Genomic DNA, 17,661 nt, shown 5'->3' with positions numbered 1-17,661 from the left:
TGGATCAGCCGACCCAAACGCATATGCACCAAGTTTACAAGCGAACACTGATACAGTGGTTGGGATGCAACGCATGTGTTTCAGGCATCTCTGAGCATAGGGGGCCGTAGGGTACAATTTGACAGATCGCAAAGTCGATGCTTACCTGAGCGCAGCGCGATACAGGTAATCTGAATTTCCAAGATTTATCAGCGTTCTGAGACGTCTTTCGGGGCGGTTTTGAAGCCAGACTTGCAACCTGGAGAATTTGAGATGGAATTGATCACAGAACAGCTTCGCGCCTATCCGATCATGGCGCTGTTTCTTTGTCTGGGCCTCGGCTATGGCGTCGGCAAGTTCCGGGTCGGCAAGTTCGAATTGGGCGGGATTGCCGGAACCCTGTTGGTGGCGGTTTTCGTGGGCCAGATCGGCGGCATCAACCTGAGCACCGATGTCCAGAACGTCTTTTTCTCGCTGTTCATCTTCATGGTCGGCTACAACGGCGGCCCGCAATTCTTTGCCGCCCTGAACCGAACTGCCCTGACCAAGCTCTTGGCTGCGTTCATGATGACCCTTTGGGGGCTGTTCTTTGTCATAGTCGTCGCCAGATTGGCCGGGCTGGACAAAGGGCTGGCTGCTGGGCTGGCAGCAGGCGGCCTGACGCAATCGGCCATCATCGGCACCGCCGGCAACGCCATCGACCTGCTGGGACTGGCTGCGGATGAGGCCGAAAAGCTCAAGACCAACATCGCGGTGGGCTATTCGGTCACTTATATCTTTGGCTCGATCGGCCCTATCCTGGCGGTCAGTGTCATACCGATCATCATGCGCGTCGACCTGCGGCAAGAAGCTATCAAGCTGGCCCAAAAACTTAGCGGGGGTGGCCGCAAGCTGGAGGAAGGAGAGTTCCTTCCGATGAACCGGTTCGATGCCCGTGCCTATCAGGTGAATGACGACGCCTCAATTGCGGGCCAATCGGTGAAGGCGATTGAGGGTGGATACGACGGTGATCTGATCGTCGAGAAGTTGCTGCAAGACGGCGCCCCAGTCGATCCGACGCCGGAAACCGTTGTCAACGCGGGTGACGTAATTGTCGTGTCAGCGCTGGTTGCGACCCTGACACAATTCGAGGGCACCGCCAGTGGCGAGATCGGAGAATACCCGCCCGAACTGACTGTCGTGGAAGAACGCCGCAACGTCGTCATCACCAACCGCAAGCTGGCAGGCAAGACCCTTTCGGAACTGCGCGACGCTTTGACAGCGGATCAGCGGCGTGGGGTTCATATCTCAAAGATCACGCGCATGGGGCATGACGTGCCCGTCCTGCACAACACCGAAATCCACGCGGGCGATGAGGTTTCAATTGTCGGCCACAAGGACGATCTGAACCGGGTGTCGAAAGTGGCGGGCTATGTGCCCCCGTCAGCCTCGGTCACGAATTTCATCGCACTGGGGATCGGTGTGGCCGTCGGCTATCTGATCGGCGAGATCAGCTTTGTCATTGCCGGTACTAAAGTGGCGTTGGGGTCCGGCCTTGGATGCCTCGTGACCGGATTGATCATCGGCTATCTGCGTATCCGGCGGCCCAAGATCGGCGGCATCAACCGCGGTGCCGCGAATTTTCTGCAGAGCTTTGGTCTGGCGGTGTTCGTCGGTGTTGTCGGTCTGAACGCAGGCAAGCCCGCGCTTGAGGCGATACAGGAATACGGCATCATCCTGCTACTGCTGGGCGTCGTCGTCACGCTGATGCCGATGATCGTTCAGTTCCCGATCAACTACTTTGTCTTGCGCATCAAAAACCCGGTCGAGGCCTGCGCGGTTGTGACCGGGTCACGCTCGGGCAATCCGGGATTTGCAACGCTGTTGGAAAAGGCCGGGAACGCGACCCCGACACCGGCCTTTACCATGACCTATGCGGTGGCGAACATCTTCCTGACGCTCTGGGGGCCACTGGTCGTGGCCTTCGTGCCGTAAGCTACATAAGCAGGATCACGATAACCGAGCCCCACAGGGCCAACAACACGTTGCCGACCGCATAGCCGAGGCCGTACCCCAGTGTGGGTACCTGACTCTGTGCGGCTTCCTGCACCGCAGCCAGACCGGGTGCCGAGGTCCCTGCCCCGCAGCAAGTGCCGGCCAGAACACCCTCGTTTATCCCAAAGACCTTTCGCCCAACAAAAACTGCCGATCCATGGGCCAGCAGCACAATGGCAACCGAACCAAAGATCAACGTCGGTCCGTTTTCCATGACCCCTGTTACAAAACTGGGGCCCGAGGTGATGCCCACACAGGCCACAAACACACACAACCCCAGAGAGTCGAATATCCACAACGTCGCCTCGGGCACAAAACCAAACGTCCGATGGACTGAGCGCAGCCACCCCGCCACCAGTCCACCCAACAACACCCCGACCGAGGTGCCCAGGCCCAGCTCAATAGCGCCATATTTCAGCGCGGGGATGCCGATCAGCCCGCCCAACAGAATGAAAAAGGCCACAAAAACCATGTCGGTCTTGTTCGTTTCACGATCCAGATAACCCAGGCGCGCAGCGGCATCCTCGATATGGCTACGGGTGCCCGAGACGGTTAGAACATCGCCCTTATGTAGCGTGACACCGCGAAAGATCGGCAGCCGCTCGCCGCTTCGCATGATGCCGCGCAGATAGATCGTACGCGCCTCGGGGCGGGCGGATAGTTCCGCCAAGGTCGCGTTGACCACCTCATTGTTAGTCACGACGATATCGTTGGTTTGCACCGGAAGATCAAGAAGTTCGGGGTCTTCGACTTCTTCTCCCAGCATGGCTGTGTGATCGATCAGATAGGACCGGAGACCTGCGATAGCGGCGATGTCACCCTCTTGCAGCACCATGTCGCGTGAGGTCGGCAGGATCTTGTCACCACGCCGCACACGGTCAAAAAAGGCGCGAACATGGTCAGGAACACGGGCCTCAAGCTCGGATATGCGACGGCCTGCAAATTCGGGGTTGATGCGATAGGCGCGGGCCTCAAAGTCGCGATGCTCAGACACCATCGGGGCACCATTGTTGTCAAGTTCAGCCTCATGTTCAGCGCAGGCCTCTTTCAGTGACCGGCCGTAGAACCTGGGGGCCAGCTGCGTGTGGAAAAAGATTGTGGCAATCACGCCGACGAAATAGGCCACGGCGAAACCGGTGGCGATCTCACCATCGAAAATCTGCTGCGCAGCCTCGTCCGCCCCGGTTTTGGCAAAGGCGTCGATTGCCACGCCCAACGTTGCGCTTTCAGTCACGCCACCCGCCAAAAGACCGGCCGCGATCCCCACCGACAACCCCATTAGCGGGGCTAGCAACGCGGCAACAACCAGCGCCACGACACACAACAGCACGGTAACGGCAATCTGCGGCAAAGCACTTAGGTTTAGGGATCGGAAGAATTGCGGCCCGGTTCTGTAGCCAATCGAGAACAGGAACAGCAGGAAGAACGCCTGTTTCAGGTCATCCGACACAACCACCCCGGTTTGGCCGACCAGGACTCCGGCCAGCAGACAACCCGCAACCGATCCAACCGTAAAAGAACCGATTGTGATTTTGCCCAACGCATAGCCAAGCGCGAGGCTGCAAAACAGGGCTAAAGCAGGGTGGTGGCCAAAGATCGACCCTATTAATTCCATTTTGCCCCTCCCCTGCGATCTTTCCTTAGCCGTGCAGCGGCAATCCCTTCGAGGCGCGATAGGCCTGCACATAACCCACAGCCACTGCCCGCACCGCACGGCCAATCTGACGATAGGCGCTGTCATCGAGATTGGCGAAAGATACCCGCGCCGACCAATTCGGGGCATCAAAGCCCGACCCGTTCAGCAGCACGATCCCATGGTCCTGCGCCAGCTTGAACGAGATATCGAGCGGGTGGACATTTTCCTTGATCCACTCGACCACCTCCTCGCCGACGTATTTGCGCAGCCAGAATTCAAAATCGATGATACCGTAGTATTTGTCGAACAGCGGATTGTCGGGGACTTCAATGCCCATACCCTCAACCAATTCGTCAAAGCGGTGTTTCAGGATACCCCAGCAGAATTTCTGATAGGCTTTTTCTTCATCCATCAACTCGACCAGCGAGAACAGCGTCATCATCGCCTGCTGCGGCAGTGACAAGCCCGCCGTATGGTTCAAGGCCACATCGCGGCTGTCGGCAACAATGCGGTCGATAAACTTGAACGAGCTTGGATCCGGTGTCAGCGTCTCGTACCGCGCGTTCACAACGGCTTTTGTCTCGGCCGGAGCCTCTGCGATCATCTCGTCAAAGATATTGTTCTCGGCCACCAGTATCGCGCCCAGACGCCAACCGGTGCAGCCGAAATACTTGGAGTAGGAATAGACCCCGATCGTGTTCTCGGGCAGATGCCCCATCACCGACTGAAAATTCGGAATGAAGGTGCCATAGACGTCGTCGGTCAGGATGATCAGGTCGGGGCGTCGAGTTTTGACGAACTCGACTAGCCGGGCCATTACCTCGGGGCTGATCGCGACCGAGGACGGGTTGCCCGGATTGACCAAAAACAGTGCTTTGACCTTCGGGTCGGCCAGCTGTTCCAGGTCATCATCGGTCAGCTGGAAATTGTCCTCCTCTTCCGAGGACACGTCCACCACGTTCAGCCCGTAGTCTTCCAACACAGGCATTTCGAGGTAAGGCGTAAAGATCGGCGTACCCAGCGCGATGGTGTCGCCCGCGTTCAGCAGTCGCTGGTTCTTGAGCGCCTTGAAGATATAGCACATCGCGGCGGTGCCACCTTCGACCGCGTAGATATCGAATTTGGCCTCGGGTCGATGTCCGGAACACATCGCCCACATCACGTATTCATGGACGATCGCTTCGTTGTGCTTCATGCACCGATCTGGCATCGGATAGTGGTCGCCAACGATACCGTCGGTCAGTTCCAGCACGAAGTCATCGGGCGTGAAGCCAAACTTCTCAATGGCAAAATCCACAACGGCGGCCAAAGTATCCGCACCCGGAGGGCCGTTCTTCTCGATTGAGTCCGCGCAATACGCCTTAAGCCGGTCATAGCAGCCCGGCCCTTGCGGCATCCCCGCCAATCCGACTTGCGGTTCGTTGCGATGGCGTTGTGCTTCGGTCATAGCGAACTGACCCAGCAGGAAAAACGCCTCGCGGGCCCTGGTTGCGATCCAGTTGGGGTTGCCGCGCCCCGCGTTCAGATAGGGCAGCGCCATCTGGCGCGACTCTTTCTCGGCCAGCTTAATGAGTTCATCTTTGATCTGGAAAGGACTTAGATTTTCAAACTTGTGCAGGTCCAGTGTTTCTGTCATCGCATCAAACCCTTGCGTTAAATCGATCGGAAGAATTCACCCGGATCGTACGCAAGGATTTGTGCTTGTGTAAACTGTGCAGTCGGAACGTTACGTAGGGGCAGCCACTGTCGAAGGGATCAGTTTATCCGGGCAGACGCCGCCAACGCACCTGCCAGAGCGTTCTGAATCTCTTCCGGGAAATCCCGGCCGTCTTCATGCAAACCTGCGGCGACCCAGCCTACGGTATGCCCGCGACTGCCGATGTCATTGGCACGAACCACCGTTGGAGATGTACGCTCTATACTCACCAATTCCATGGAGCGTTCGATCTCGCGTTCGGTCAGTACCATTTTGACCGCACTGAAAATATCCACCGACACTTGCAGCGTCTGATGTTCCAGTCGATGCGCGGCATTTGTCAGCATTCGCGTGCAAAAGGCTGAAAGAAAATACCAGCGGAAGATTGAAAATACACGATCCTGCAGTTCGCCGTTTACAGATACATCACCAGAGGCGGCACTTGCAATACGTTCAAAAGCGGCTTCGGCTGCTTTGGACGCCTGACAAATCTGCCGCTCGCGCTTGGCAACAGAGATAACACGCGGCGCAAACTCCACTGCGGCTTCGTGAGATTCCAGATTCATAGGCGTCCTCCAACGTTAATTCCTGATGAGGACTTAGAAACACTCAGAACGGATGTGTTGCGATTTAACGCCATTTTTAGCCGAAAATGTCCCTTTCTTGGCTAAATAAAAATGACACAAAGCAAGTACTAACGCAAACATAACTGATCGCTAGCGGCCAATATTCGCACCCTTGCGGCGTTTATGGGCGCAGTTTGAAATGAGGCACAAACCGTAACTCGGGCCGCAAAACACAAACATCTGACACGATCTCGTAATACTTATGCCCATATTTGCATCTATCAATACTCAATCCTGCTGATCAGTTTACGAGTTAGAATTTAACGAGGGGGTACGAGCGGGACTAGGGGGTGAGCGCCTGACCACCGGGCTCGCCGACGATCAGAGCAGCTCCCCCCGCCGCTTACACTCAGCCCGTTTTTTAGTTTGCGCGTGCGGCGTGATGCCGAAACTCCACTCACTTGCCCACCTAAGAAGTCCCGGACCTTGAGGCCCGCAGGGCCTAGCGATCTGCGACAGGCCGCCAAGTGCCTTTTGCTTGGCGTCGTTGGTCGCTGATATCACAGGATTCTTTTATGTATACAGATTGTATTTTTCTGGGATACAAGCGGCACATCGATGCCGCAACGCGATTCGCGCCGCACGTCCGAGGAGGGGCAGATGAGAGACGACGTCAAATCCCGCAAAGCTGAGCTGACCGAGCATCTGCGGACGTCGATCATGACGCTTGAGTTGCGCCCGGGTGCTGATTTAGACGAATCGCGCTTATCGGAAGAGTTCGAGCTTTCACGCACACCCTTGCGCGAGGTTTTGCGCCACTTGGCTGGTCAAGGATATGTGGACCTGCGCGAAAACCGCGGTGCTCGAGTCAGTGAGATGTCGCACACCACATTACGCGATTTCTTTCTGGCGGCACCGATGATGTATGGCGCTGTACTTCAACTGGCGGCCAAGAATGCCACTCCGGACCAGATTGAAGACCTTAAAGAAGCACAACAGGCGTTCAAGGCGGCTCTGCGCAGTGGCTCTGGCGCGGACCGTGCAATGGCCAACAACCGTTTCCACGAGATCACGGGCGAGATGGCGGACAATATCTATCTTACACCTTCGTTTCAGCGCTTGCTGATCGATCATGCCCGGATCGGGATGACCTTCTACCGCCCTCAGGACCGCCATATGGCGGATAACCTGTCTGAGGCCAGTGCTCAGCATGACGCCATCATCGCCGCCATCGAGGCGGGCGACGAAGCGGCTGCATCGCAGCTGGCCATCGATCATTGGAACCTGTCGCGCGACCAGATCGAGCTGTTCGTCATGCCCGCCGGGCTTGACCTGCCGCTGGGGACAATGGCGCGCAAAACCCCTGCATGAGGACATAAATGACACCCCTGTTCAAATTTGAAGGGATCTACACACCTGTAGTCACCCCTTATCGCGAAGATGGCAGCGTGAACTGGGACGCTCTTTCGGATGTGATCGAATACCTGATCGAGAACGGCGTCCACGGGCTGATTTCGGGCGGATCGACTGGCGAGAACTATTCTCAGACCGTTGCCGAGCGTCTGGAACTGGCAAAGTTCACTCATGAGCGCCTGAACGGCCGCCTGCCGCTGGTTGTTGGCACCGGCGCGATGATGACGCCGGATTCGATTGCGTTGGCCTCTGGTGCCCGCGAAATCGGGGCGGATTCTATACTGCTGGCCAGCCCGGCCTATTCAGTTCCGACCGACCGTGAAAACGCGCTCAACGCGCTGGCTATCGACAAGGCCGCCGATCTGCCGGTGATGCTGTACAACTATCCGCACCGCACCGGCACCATGATGGGTCCGGAATTCCTGGACCGCGTAGGTCGCAGCCGCAACTTCTGTGGCATCAAGGAAAGTTCGGGCGATATCAACCGGGTGCACCTGCTGGCGCGCGACTATCCGCATATCCAGATGGGGTGCGGCATGGACGATCAGGCGCTGGAATTCTTTGCCTGGGGCGCGCCGTTCTGGGTCTGTGGCGGATCTAACTTCCTGCCGGCAGAACACGTGGCGCTGTACAATGCTTGCGTGGTCGAAGGCAATTTCGACAAGGGCCGCCGTATCATGAGCGCGCTGCTGCCGCTGATGCATGTGCTGGAACAGGGTGGCAAGTTCATCCAGACCATCAAGCATGGTGTCACCATGAACGGCATCGATGCAGGCATCATGCGCCCGCCGCTGAAGGGTCTGAACAAGGATGACAAGCGCGCGCTGGAACAGGTCACGCGCGTGTTGAAACGCAAAATCGCTGACATTGTGGCGGAGGGATAAAGCATGAGCTTGCTGACACAGGACGAATACAAATCCATTGCCGCAGGCCTGAACCTGCCCACCGGCGCGTTCATCGACGGCACTTTCCGCCCGGCGATTTCCGGCAAGACCTTCACCAGCACCAACCCGGCCACCGGTGAGACGCTGGCCGAGATCGCGGCTTGCGGCTCCGAGGATGTGGACTTTGCCGTCGAGAAGGCGCGCGAATCCTTTGACGATGGCCGCTGGTCGAAACTGCACCCGTCCGAGCGCAAGGACGTGCTGATCCGGCTGTGCAAACTGATGACCCGCAACGCGCATGAGCTTGCGGTGATGGAAAGCCTCGACAGCGGCAAGACGATCTACGACTGCGAAACCGTGGACGTGCCCGAGACCATCCACTGCCTGAAATGGCACGCCGAGGCGATCGACAAGATCTATGATCAGGTGGCGCCTGCCAGCGACGATCACATCGCCATGGTGGTGCGTGAGCCCATCGGCGTGGTTGGCCTGGTGCTGCCGTGGAACTTCCCGCTGCTGATGCTGGCGTGGAAGATCGGCCCGGCGCTGGCCGCTGGCTGTTCGCTGGTGATCAAACCGGCCAAGGAAACCACTCTGACCGCGCTGCGCGTGGCCGAGCTGGCCGCCGAAGCGGGCCTGCCTGCCGGTGTTCTGAACATCCTGCCCGGCGGTGGTGGTGAAGTGGGTGAGCCGATCGGCCGTCACATGGATATCGACATGGTGTCCTTCACCGGCTCGACCGTGACCGGCAAGAAATTCCTGACCTATTCGGCGGAATCGAATGCCAAAGAGGTCGTGCTGGAGATGGGCGGCAAGAACCCGGCCATCGTGATGGACGATGCCGAGAACCTGGACCGCGTGGCCCAGCATCTGGTCAATGGGGCGTTCTGGAACATGGGCGAGAACTGCTCGGCCAGCTCCCGCCTGATCGTGCACAAGGAGGTCAAGGCCGACCTGCTGGAGCGCATCGCGCATCACGCCAAACAGTGGAACATCGGCGACCCGCTGGACCCGGAAACCCGCATGGGCGCGCTGGTCAGCGAAAGCCACTACACCAAGGTATGCTCGTACCTGGATCAGGTCGAGAACGTGGTGATCGGCGGCAAGGCCGAGAACGGCTTTGTCGAGGCCACCGTTGTCGAGGTCGCAGACAACAATGCGGTGCTGGCGCGGGAAGAGATCTTTGGCCCGGTTTTGTCGGTTATCGAGGTCTCGGGCTTTGACGAGGCAATCCAGGTCGGCAATGACACCGAATACGGCCTCTGCGCGTCGATCTTCACAGCCAATGCCAAACGCGCCATTCGTGGCGCCCGTGCCCTGCGGGCCGGAACCGTGACGGTCAACAGCTTCGGCGAGGGCGATATCTCAACCCCGTTTGGGGGCTACAAGCAATCGGGCTTCGGTGGCCGCGACAACTCCGTCCATGCACATGATCAATACACCCAGCTGAAAACCATCTGGATCGATCTGGCCGATGACGCTGACGAGGCGGTGGATTGACCCGATACTCTGCCAGAACCCTGCCGGTTCATTGCGGACCGGCAGCTTGGAGCGCCATTCTTGGCGCCCAGCCCCCGGCGGTTGCGCTGGAGAACGATACCACCGCCGACTTTGTAGTCGTCGGCGCGGGTTTTGCCGGCTTGTCGGCAGCACGGCGTCTGAATCAGTTGCAGCCAGATGCGAAAGTGGTGGTGCTTGAAGCCGGACGCGTGGCCGAGGGTGCTGCAGGTCGCAACTCGGGCTTCATGATCGATCTGCCGCATGACTTGGCATCGGATGACTATGCCGGGTCCGGTGACGACCGCAAGATGATCGACCTGAACCGGCAGGCGATTGCCTTTGCCCGTTCAGCAGTCGAGCAATACAAGATCGACCCGAACTTTTTTGATCCCGCGGGCAAAGTGAATGGTGCCGCCAGTGCTGCGGGCCACGCCCACAACGTCAGCTATGCCCAACATCTCGAGAGTCTGGGTGAAACCAGCGAGATGCTGGATTCTCAACAGATGCACGACCTTACCGGCTCGCGCCATTACCAGTCCGGGCTTTATACATCCGGAACGGTCATGCTACAGCCGGCAGGCTATATTCGCGGGCTGGCGGCAGGGTTGGTTAATGACGGCGTGACGCTGTATGAAAACTCGGCCGTCATCGGATTCGAAAAGCAGGGCGATGCGTGGCAGGTGAAAACCGGGCGCGGCACGGTCAGCACCGGCGCAGTGATCCTCACGGTCAACGGCCATTTGGAAAGCTTCGGGATCGAGCGCGACCATCTGATGCAGCTGTTCCTGTTTGCAGCAATGACGCCGGAACTGGACAGCGAGGCATTGGCGAAGTTGGGCGGCCAGCCGCGCTGGGGCGTGACCCCCTCCGATCCGATGGGCACCACGATGCGGCGCATTGATACCGGTCAGGGCGGCAATCGCATTGCCACCCGCACCTGCGCAGCACTGCGTCCTGGCATGACGGCAACAGCGAACGATCTGACGCGGGCCTCCCGGGTGATGCAACGCAAGTTCGACCAGCGGTTCCCGCAATTGGCCGGGTTGGATATGGAATATCATTGGGCCGGCCATCTGTGCCTGAGCTTGAATGGTGTCTCGGTCACCCGCGAGATTGAGCAGGGCGTCTATTCCGCCTGCGTCCAGAACGGTCTGGGCACCGCGCGGGGCACGTTGACAGGTATTGCTGCGGCCGAGATGGCCTGCGGCCACAGCTCTGACGTCAGCTGCCATTTCCAGGCGGAAGATCAGCCCAAACGTCTCCCACCCCAACCCTTTCGGGAAATCGGCGCAAACACCGTTCTCAGATGGAAGGAATGGAAGGCGCGGGACGAGTGATCAGGGCAGGCTCAGCTTGGCCATCCGACCGCCATCAACCGTGTAAACCTGACCGGTGATGAAACCAGCATCCTCCGACGCCAGAAACGCAACCAACGAGGCAACTTCCTCGGGGCTGCCGGTTCTGGCGACCGGATGGATCTTGGCGATGTCACGGCGGAATGCGGCAGGGTCTTCCATGCTTTCGATGAAATCGAGGTTCAGATCCGTGTCGATCCAGCCCGGCGCAACCGCATTGCAGCGTATCCCCTCGGGGCCGTGATCCACGGCCACCGCGCGGGTCAGACCATGCAAGCCCGCCTTGGATGCGCAATAGGCCGCATGCCCCGGATTGCTGCCCAACCCCTCAATCGAGCCGGTGTTGACGATGCTGCCACGGCTTCTGCGCAAGTGTGGCAGGGCAGCCTGAATCGTCAGGAACGGAGCGGTCAGGTTGACCGTCATGTTGCGCTGCCAATCTTCAAGGCTCATATCCTCGACACTGACCTCCTGCATCATCCCGGCGTTGTTGACCAGAATGTCAAGTTGCCCTGCCCTGTCGATGACCGTTTCCACCACCTGCGCAGGGCTGGCGGGATTGGTGAAGTCTGCGGTAATCCCCTGAAACTCGGGGTCTTCACCACGCTGAGCGGTAAGGACCTGAGCACCCTCATCCCGCAACCGGCAAGCAATGGCCCGCCCGATGCCGCTGCGCCCGCCGGTAACCAGCGCGACTTTGCCGTCGAACCGTTTCATGATACGGGCTTCCCGCCGTTGACCTCGACCAACGTTCCACAGACATAACGCGAAGCGTCCGAGACAAGGAACATGATCACGTCGACAATATCCTCCGGCTCGGCAATGCGCCCCAGAGGCACGGTCTGGCCCAGCTCTTTAACCGCGGTGTCCGGGTCGAACCCGCGTTTGGCAAAGCCCGAGCGCAGCATGGGTGTGTTCACCTCATTCGGGCAGACGGCATTGATGCGAATGCCCTGATGTGCATGGTCCATCCCCATACACTGGGTCAGGGACGCTATCGCCGCCTTGGTCATGCAATATACCGCATGGTTGGGGCCGGGGCGCAGGCCCCAGCACGAGGCGGTGTTGACGATAGCACCACCGCCACCGTCTGCCATGAGAGGAATTGCGGAACGGCATATGCGGAACGGCGCCTCGACATTCACACCCAACGACAGGGACCAGTCGTCATCTGAGGTCTCGGTCACTGGTCCACGGGTGATGACGCCCGCATTGTTGATGACGATATCCAATCCGCCCAACTGATCCGCCGCCGCCTTTGGCAGCGCATCAGCATAGGCGGCGTCCAGCAGATCGCCGGGCAGATGGGCTTCGGCCTCGATACCACTGACATCACGGTCAGCAACCGCCACACATACGCCTTCCGCGCGCAAACGGGCCACTAGAGCGGCTCCGATGCCGCCCGCTGCGCCGGTGACCAGCGCTGTTTTTCCATTCAGTTCCATTGCTTACCTTATTCCTTTTAAAAGGACGCGACCGGAGCACCAAAACGGCTTTCGTCCGGAGCAATACCCAGCCCTGGGCCAGTGGGCAGGTCAATATGGCCACCCCTGATCTGAATGCCGTTCTCGGGGTCGTAGTTCCCGTCGATGTAAGGGGCAGCCAACCAGACACCTTCCAGCAGATCGGGCCGAACAGTTGCGCCGATTTGGGTGCAGGCGGCTGCGATGATATCGCCACCCCAGCTGTCATCGCAGGTATGTGGCAGGTTGCGGGCCTCGCAAATATCACGGAAGGCGCGCATCGGGTGCAGACCTCCGATCCGGGTGACCTTCATGCCAAAACCGTCCACCAGACCGGTGCCCGCCGCCGAGACAACAGTGTTCAGGCTGGTGCTGTTCTCATCCATGTAGATCCCATGGCTGACTTGAGGGCGGATCTTCTGCAAATCCTCAATGGTGTTGCAGGGCTGTTCCATGATGAAGGGCACGTCCGGGCATTCGCGGCTGACGCGCAGGGCATCGCGGGTTGTCCAGCCCCGGTTGCCGTCCACGGCCAGACGCATTCCACTGCCCTGAACCACCTCCCAGACCTTGCGGATGGTCTCGATATCGATCTCGACAGGGCGGCCACCAACTTTGATCTGCAGACGGGGATAGCCCTCCGCCAGCTTCTCGCGCGCCAGTTCGGCGATATCGTCAGGGGCGCCAACACCGGTGGCATAGTAAGACGGCACCCTCTCTGTTGCCGCCCCGCCCAGCAGATCACAGACCCGGAGCCCCAGATGTTTGCCCAGCAAGTCATGTACCGCGATATCGATAGCTGCCTTGGCATAGGTATGGCCGTTCAGCAGCCTCTCCATTTGACGGTGCAGCGTTAGCGGTAAGGCTTCGGTTCCGATCAGGCCGGGGGCCAGCTGAGCCAGCGCCGAGCGGGCACCCGCAGCGTGCGATTCAGCATAGGTGGGTCCAACCGGGCAGGTTTCGCCCCACCCCACCAGGCCATTGTCTGCAACCACCTTCACCAGAGTGCTGTCCAGCGCCCAAACTTGGGCATTGGCCATAGTATAGGGTCCGTTTTTGACAGGAAGATCATGCTGATAGATATGGATTTCTTTGATTTTCATGGTCGTTCCATCTTGTTTTCAGAAGTAGATATGGCGCGGCGTCATTGAACGACTGCAGCCAATTTGCAGAGCGGACGGAGCCAAATACAGAAGTGTGTTTTGCGGTCCGGTCATGACCTGATCGCATAGGCGAGAGTTGTGACGTTCATCGGCATATCGGATCGTATTGCGCCTAGGATCAGCGCGGCATTTTTGGGCTAATGCGTCATCCACCGTCGCGATGTAGTTTTTCACGGCACGCAGAGAAAAACCTACGCGCGGCGCCTCAACGCCCAGCGTGGCAAACCGCATCTTCGCGATCTCTTTGTCCAGGCTTTCGGTCCTGCGGTGTTGAATCGGTGTCATGGCACCAAGGTAGAGCAATCGCTCTACCTCCATCATACCCAAATACGACCTCAAACCCGCAATTTGGCGACAAAAAGGCCTGCCCGATCTTTTGGGCAGGCCAGTCGGGGAGTGAGTTGTGTGCTTAGAAGCTCTGGTTCAGTTCATCGGCGGCCGGGATTTCGCGTTCGCGGCGGGCGATGTAGTCCAGCAGTTCTTCGTTCCTGGCCTCGTCCAGCTTCGGCTCCTGATATTCGCCCAGCAGTTTGCGGGCGTGTTTCAGGGCGCGCTCTGTGATCTCGACGCTGCCCTCGGCCTGCCATTGCTCGATCGAGTTGTTGTCGAACAGTTCCGGCATGAAGAACGCGGTCTGGAAGTTCTCCTGCGTGTGCGGATGACCCAGGTAGTGGCCGCCGGGGCCCACATCCGGCACCGCTGACAGCGCCTGATCGAAGTCATGCCATTTCGGGCCCTCGGCCATGCGGTAGGCCATCGCGCATTGCTCGGCATCGACGATGAACTTGGCGACGGAACAGTGCATCCCCGCCTCGTTCCAGCCGGCCGAGTGCCAGATATAGTTGGCACCCGCATGCACAACCGCGCCCAGCGTGGTTGCCGATTCATAGCCCGCCTGCGCGTCAAAGGTCTTGGCTCCGCCCAGCGTGTTCGAGGTCCGCCATGGCACGTCATAGAACCGCGCCATCTGACCAATCATGAAGTTCATCAGGCTGATCTCGGGCGTGCCCGCCATCGGTGCACCCGACTTCATCGACACCGTCGACAGATAGTGCCCCCAGATCGCCGGCGCGCCTTTGCGGATCACTTGCGTGTAGGCCAGTGCCGACAGCGCCTCGGCGGTCAGCTGCGCCACGGTGGCCGGAACGGATGCGGGCGTGTTGGCACCGCCCAGAACGAAGGGCGAGCACAGCACCGGCTGGTTGCGGCGGCAGAAAGCACGCATGGCGCCCAGCATGGTCTCATCCCAGACCAGCGGGCTGTTGCCGTTGCAGTTGCCGGTGGTCACCGGGTGATCGTCGATGAAGCCTTCGCCAAACAGGATATCGCACATATCCATCACATCCTCGGCGTTCTTGGGCGAGGTGGTCATGCCCATGAACATCTTGTCCGAGTATTTCATCGATGAGTACGTAATCCGCAGATGCCGCTGGCTGATCGGGTGGTCATAGGGCTCGACAATGTGGTGGGCCGAGCTGTGCAGCGCCGGCATCATGTGGCTCAGTTTGTGGAACATCGCCAGATCTTCCAGCAACGGGTTGCGGCGCACATCGTCCAGATCGCGCAGGAACGGCGCGCCGGTCATCGGCACGAAGACCGAGTGCTTGCCGCCCAGCTTGACGTTATTGGCCGGGTTGCGGGCGTGATAGGTGAACTGCGCCGGGATGGTCGAGATCAGCTCGCGCACCATGTTGCGATCCAGATAGACCAGCTCTCCAACGACCTTGGCGCCGGCTTTCTTCCAGTCTTCCAGCGCGATCGGGTCGCGGAACTGGACGCCGACATTTTCCAGAATGTCCATCGCGGCGGCGTCGATACGTTCCACCTGGCTGCCGTCCATGACCTCACAATCGGGGATCGCGCGGGTCAGGCCCGGAAGCATCTGAAAGTTTGGCGCAGTGCGCAGGGCGCGGCGCGCTGAGCGCCCACCAGAGCGCGAAGCTGTACGAGTGTTCATAGGGCCTGTCTCCAATCCTGGCCCCAAAACTGAAGGATTCGCGAATGCGCCACCTCACCGATTGCGATATCTCATTGCAAGAAACGACACCGTTCACGAAACGAAAAACGCCGCCCCAAACGGGGCGGCGTCTTATTGGTGTTTCGCGTCTACTTACTCGGCGGCTTGAGTCGCAACGCCATGTTTGTCGCGCTGACCGTCACGGAACAACGCCTTGGCTAGCGAGACACACATCAGACCCATCACCATGGTGAATGGCAGGGCACCGATGATCATCGCATTGCGCAGCGCGTCCATCGGGTTGTTTTCACCTGCCGCCAGGATCAGCGCACCGATCACGGCCATCAGGATCAGACCCCAGATGATGCGGTGCTTGATGCCGGTCTCCTGGCTACCGCCAGACATGATAGTGTTCATCACCAGAATACCCGAGTCCGCAGAGGTCACCAGGAAGGTCATGATCAGGATCACGCACATGACGTTCAGCATGGACAACAGCCCACCATCGATCATGTAGGACAGGGTCACGAATAGTTTGTTGGTGTTCGATGCCCCGATGATCGCGCCCTCAGCGGCACCTGCCAGTTCCAGGTCAATCGCGGTGCCACCCAGAACCGTCATCCAGGCAAAGCACACCAGCGCCGGTGCGAACACACAACCCAGGATGAACTCACGCACGGTACGGCCTTTCGAGATACGCGCCAGGAACAGGCCAACGAAGGGCGAGAACGCGATCCACCAAGCCCAGTAGAAGGTGGTCCAGCCTGCCTGCCAGCCAAACTGACGGCCCTGTTCACCAGCGGCGTATGCCGCGGCCAGAGTCGTTTCGTCCAGCTCGGCTGCTGCGCCTTCCAGACCACTTTTGAAGCCGTCAAAACTGCCCCATGCGTTGGTTGCGCCACCCACCAGATCTGCTGCGTGGGCCTGTGCCTCGGCGGGCAGAGCTGCTGCAAAGGCTTCAGCCGACAACGGACCATAGGCGTTGAAGCTGAGCGAGAGGAAGTGCAGGATGTAGTCAACCATAGCCGTGCCATAGGTGGTCATGGCAAAGACGAACGAGCCGAACACGACGAAGGTTCCCAGCAGGATGACCGACAGCACCAGGTTCAGGTTCGACAGGTATTTTACGCCCCGTCCAACACCCGAAACAGCCGAGATGATCGACAGGCCCATGATAACAACCAGACCGCTGATGAGGCCCACTTTGCTTGGGGTCGGAACCTCGCCACCCATATCCATGATCCACTCCATACCGGTGATGGCATAGAGACCGTCGATGAACTGGCTGACGCCGTAGCCGATGGTCACGGACACGCCAAGGATCGTTGCCACTACACCCAGAACGTCAACCACATGGCCGAAGAAACCGTTGACGAAACGACCGAACAGCGGCGTCAGAGCCGAGCGAATGGTCAGGGGCATATCACGGGTATACGCGTAGTAAGCCAGCGACAGGCCGGTGACGACATAGATCGCCCAGGCGTGGAAGCCGTAGTGCAGGTAGGTGAAGCGGTAGGCCGATTGCAATGCCTCGGGCGAGTTGCCCTCGACAGCGCCGGAGACCACAACGGGGTTCGATCCCCACAGGCCCAGCGGTTCAGCCGTGGCAAACACCATCAGGCCAACGCCCAGACCGGCGCCAAACATCATTGAGAACCAGGAGAAGTTCGAGAACTCTGGCTTTTCTCCGGGCGTACCCATGATCCGGCGCCCAGTGGAGGGGATGATGGCCACAATGGCCAGGAAAAAGAAAAACAACCCTACGATGATGACGTAGAAGCTGTTGAAAATCTCAAGCAACTTGCCGTTGAGGCTGCCCAGAGTGCTGTTTGCGTTGGCGGGGAACACAAGTGCCCACAGAACCAGCGCGACCATGATGGCCTTACTGATCAAAGCGATGGGGACGCTGTAATTCTCATAGAAACCGGCATCCGCCGTTTCTATCTCAATATCCGTAAAGGGTTCGGGTACCGACATATTTACCTCCGTGTTGACGGTATAGCTGGATTGAACTC

The 17,661-nt window shown here is 59.0% G+C and carries 14 protein-coding genes; 5 read left to right on the top strand and 9 right to left on the bottom strand.

Annotation, left to right across the window (positions count from 1 at the left end):
- Positions 1-252: 252 nt before the first annotated feature.
- Positions 253-1,953 carry an aspartate-alanine antiporter gene (aspT, locus tag ACXAGD_RS02300; protein WP_475208246.1) on the top strand — a complete coding sequence of 567 codons (1,701 nt, stop codon included), beginning with the start codon at positions 253-255 and terminating at the stop codon, positions 1,951-1,953.
- Position 1,954: 1 nt separating this feature from the next.
- Here aspT (ACXAGD_RS02300) and aspT (ACXAGD_RS02295) read toward each other — a convergent pair whose 3' ends face one another.
- The 3 genes from aspT (ACXAGD_RS02295) to ACXAGD_RS02285 form a co-directional block, all read right to left on the bottom strand.
- The gene (gene aspT / locus ACXAGD_RS02295; RefSeq protein ID WP_475208244.1) at positions 1,955-3,628 is read right to left on the bottom strand and encodes an aspartate-alanine antiporter; all 1,674 of its coding nucleotides are present in this window, start codon (positions 3,626-3,628) and stop codon (positions 1,955-1,957) included.
- 25 nt (positions 3,629-3,653) lie between these two features.
- Positions 3,654-5,285 (bottom strand): bifunctional aspartate transaminase/aspartate 4-decarboxylase, encoded by a 1,632-nt coding sequence (locus ACXAGD_RS02290; RefSeq protein ID WP_475208243.1) that lies wholly within the window; start codon positions 5,283-5,285, stop codon positions 3,654-3,656.
- Positions 5,286-5,404: 119 nt separating this feature from the next.
- Complete coding sequence (locus ACXAGD_RS02285; RefSeq protein WP_475208242.1) at positions 5,405-5,911, bottom strand: hypothetical protein; 507 nt, start codon at positions 5,909-5,911, stop codon at positions 5,405-5,407.
- Positions 5,912-6,571: 660 nt separating this feature from the next.
- On the opposite strand from ACXAGD_RS02285, the gene ACXAGD_RS02280 reads away from it, so the two are divergent.
- Genes ACXAGD_RS02280 through ACXAGD_RS02265 form a run of 4 tightly spaced genes read left to right on the top strand, consistent with a single transcriptional unit; the run spans position 6,572 to position 11,045 of the window.
- On the top strand, positions 6,572-7,282 hold the full coding sequence (locus ACXAGD_RS02280; protein ID WP_475208240.1) for a GntR family transcriptional regulator: 711 nt from the start codon (positions 6,572-6,574) through the stop codon (positions 7,280-7,282).
- 8 nt (positions 7,283-7,290) lie between these two features.
- The gene (locus tag ACXAGD_RS02275) at positions 7,291-8,208 is read left to right on the top strand and encodes a dihydrodipicolinate synthase family protein (protein ID WP_475208239.1); all 918 of its coding nucleotides are present in this window, start codon (positions 7,291-7,293) and stop codon (positions 8,206-8,208) included.
- 3 nt (positions 8,209-8,211) lie between these two features.
- Entirely contained in the window at positions 8,212-9,708 is a 1,497-nt protein-coding gene (locus ACXAGD_RS02270; protein WP_475208238.1) for an aldehyde dehydrogenase, read from the top strand.
- Positions 9,705-11,045, top strand: coding sequence for an NAD(P)/FAD-dependent oxidoreductase (locus tag ACXAGD_RS02265; RefSeq protein WP_475208236.1), 1,341 nt, complete (start codon positions 9,705-9,707; stop codon positions 11,043-11,045). The genes ACXAGD_RS02270 and ACXAGD_RS02265 overlap by 4 nt, the downstream gene beginning before the upstream one ends.
- Here the strand turns inward: ACXAGD_RS02265 and ACXAGD_RS02260 are convergent, their stop codons facing one another.
- From ACXAGD_RS02260 to ACXAGD_RS02235, 6 genes are all read right to left on the bottom strand, one after another.
- A complete protein-coding gene (locus ACXAGD_RS02260) occupies positions 11,046-11,780 on the bottom strand; it encodes an SDR family NAD(P)-dependent oxidoreductase (protein ID WP_475208234.1) in 735 nt (244 codons plus the stop codon).
- Complete coding sequence (locus ACXAGD_RS02255) at positions 11,777-12,508, bottom strand: SDR family NAD(P)-dependent oxidoreductase (protein ID WP_475208232.1); 732 nt, start codon at positions 12,506-12,508, stop codon at positions 11,777-11,779. Before ACXAGD_RS02255 ends, ACXAGD_RS02260 begins: the two co-directional genes overlap by 4 nt.
- Positions 12,509-12,525: 17 nt before the next feature.
- Positions 12,526-13,629, bottom strand: coding sequence for a mandelate racemase/muconate lactonizing enzyme family protein (locus ACXAGD_RS02250; RefSeq protein WP_475208230.1), 1,104 nt, complete (start codon positions 13,627-13,629; stop codon positions 12,526-12,528).
- Between the two features lie 18 nt (positions 13,630-13,647).
- Positions 13,648-13,974, bottom strand: a complete 327-nt coding sequence (locus ACXAGD_RS02245; RefSeq protein ID WP_475208229.1) for a hypothetical protein — start codon at positions 13,972-13,974, stop codon at positions 13,648-13,650.
- A gap of 124 nt (positions 13,975-14,098) precedes the next feature.
- Complete coding sequence (locus tag ACXAGD_RS02240) at positions 14,099-15,646, bottom strand: trimethylamine methyltransferase family protein (RefSeq protein WP_475208228.1); 1,548 nt, start codon at positions 15,644-15,646, stop codon at positions 14,099-14,101.
- A gap of 153 nt (positions 15,647-15,799) precedes the next feature.
- Positions 15,800-17,623 carry a BCCT family transporter gene (locus tag ACXAGD_RS02235; protein WP_475208226.1) on the bottom strand — a complete coding sequence of 608 codons (1,824 nt, stop codon included), beginning with the start codon at positions 17,621-17,623 and terminating at the stop codon, positions 15,800-15,802.
- Positions 17,624-17,661: the final 38 nt, after the last annotated feature.

It is taken from the genome of Ruegeria sp. ABF4_144 (assembly GCF_056160045.1).
Note: the sequence above shows the minus strand (reverse complement) of the source record. Positions and strands in the feature narration are given on the sequence as shown.

Bases quoted from the DNA above. Each gene is read 5' to 3' on its own strand.
- ACXAGD_RS02260 (WP_475208234.1), bottom strand. From the start codon at position 11,780: ATGAAACGGTTCGACGGCAAAGTCGCGCTGGTTACCGGCGGGCGCAGC.
- ACXAGD_RS02255 (WP_475208232.1), bottom strand. From the start codon at position 12,508: ATGGAACTGAATGGAAAAACAGCGCTGGTCACCGGCGCAGCGGGCGGC.
- ACXAGD_RS02285 (WP_475208242.1), bottom strand. From the start codon at position 5,911: ATGAATCTGGAATCTCACGAAGCCGCAGTGGAGTTTGCGCCGCGTGTT.
- ACXAGD_RS02240 (WP_475208228.1), bottom strand. From the start codon at position 15,646: ATGAACACTCGTACAGCTTCGCGCTCTGGTGGGCGCTCAGCGCGCCGC.
- ACXAGD_RS02280 (WP_475208240.1), top strand. From the start codon at position 6,572: ATGAGAGACGACGTCAAATCCCGCAAAGCTGAGCTGACCGAGCATCTG.
- ACXAGD_RS02290 (WP_475208243.1), bottom strand. From the start codon at position 5,285: ATGACAGAAACACTGGACCTGCACAAGTTTGAAAATCTAAGTCCTTTC.
- aspT (WP_475208246.1), top strand. From the start codon at position 253: ATGGAATTGATCACAGAACAGCTTCGCGCCTATCCGATCATGGCGCTG.
- ACXAGD_RS02250 (WP_475208230.1), bottom strand. From the start codon at position 13,629: ATGAAAATCAAAGAAATCCATATCTATCAGCATGATCTTCCTGTCAAA.
- ACXAGD_RS02275 (WP_475208239.1), top strand. From the start codon at position 7,291: ATGACACCCCTGTTCAAATTTGAAGGGATCTACACACCTGTAGTCACC.
- ACXAGD_RS02270 (WP_475208238.1), top strand. From the start codon at position 8,212: ATGAGCTTGCTGACACAGGACGAATACAAATCCATTGCCGCAGGCCTG.
- aspT (WP_475208244.1), bottom strand. From the start codon at position 3,628: ATGGAATTAATAGGGTCGATCTTTGGCCACCACCCTGCTTTAGCCCTG.
- ACXAGD_RS02245 (WP_475208229.1), bottom strand. From the start codon at position 13,974: ATGACACCGATTCAACACCGCAGGACCGAAAGCCTGGACAAAGAGATC.
- ACXAGD_RS02235 (WP_475208226.1), bottom strand. From the start codon at position 17,623: ATGTCGGTACCCGAACCCTTTACGGATATTGAGATAGAAACGGCGGAT.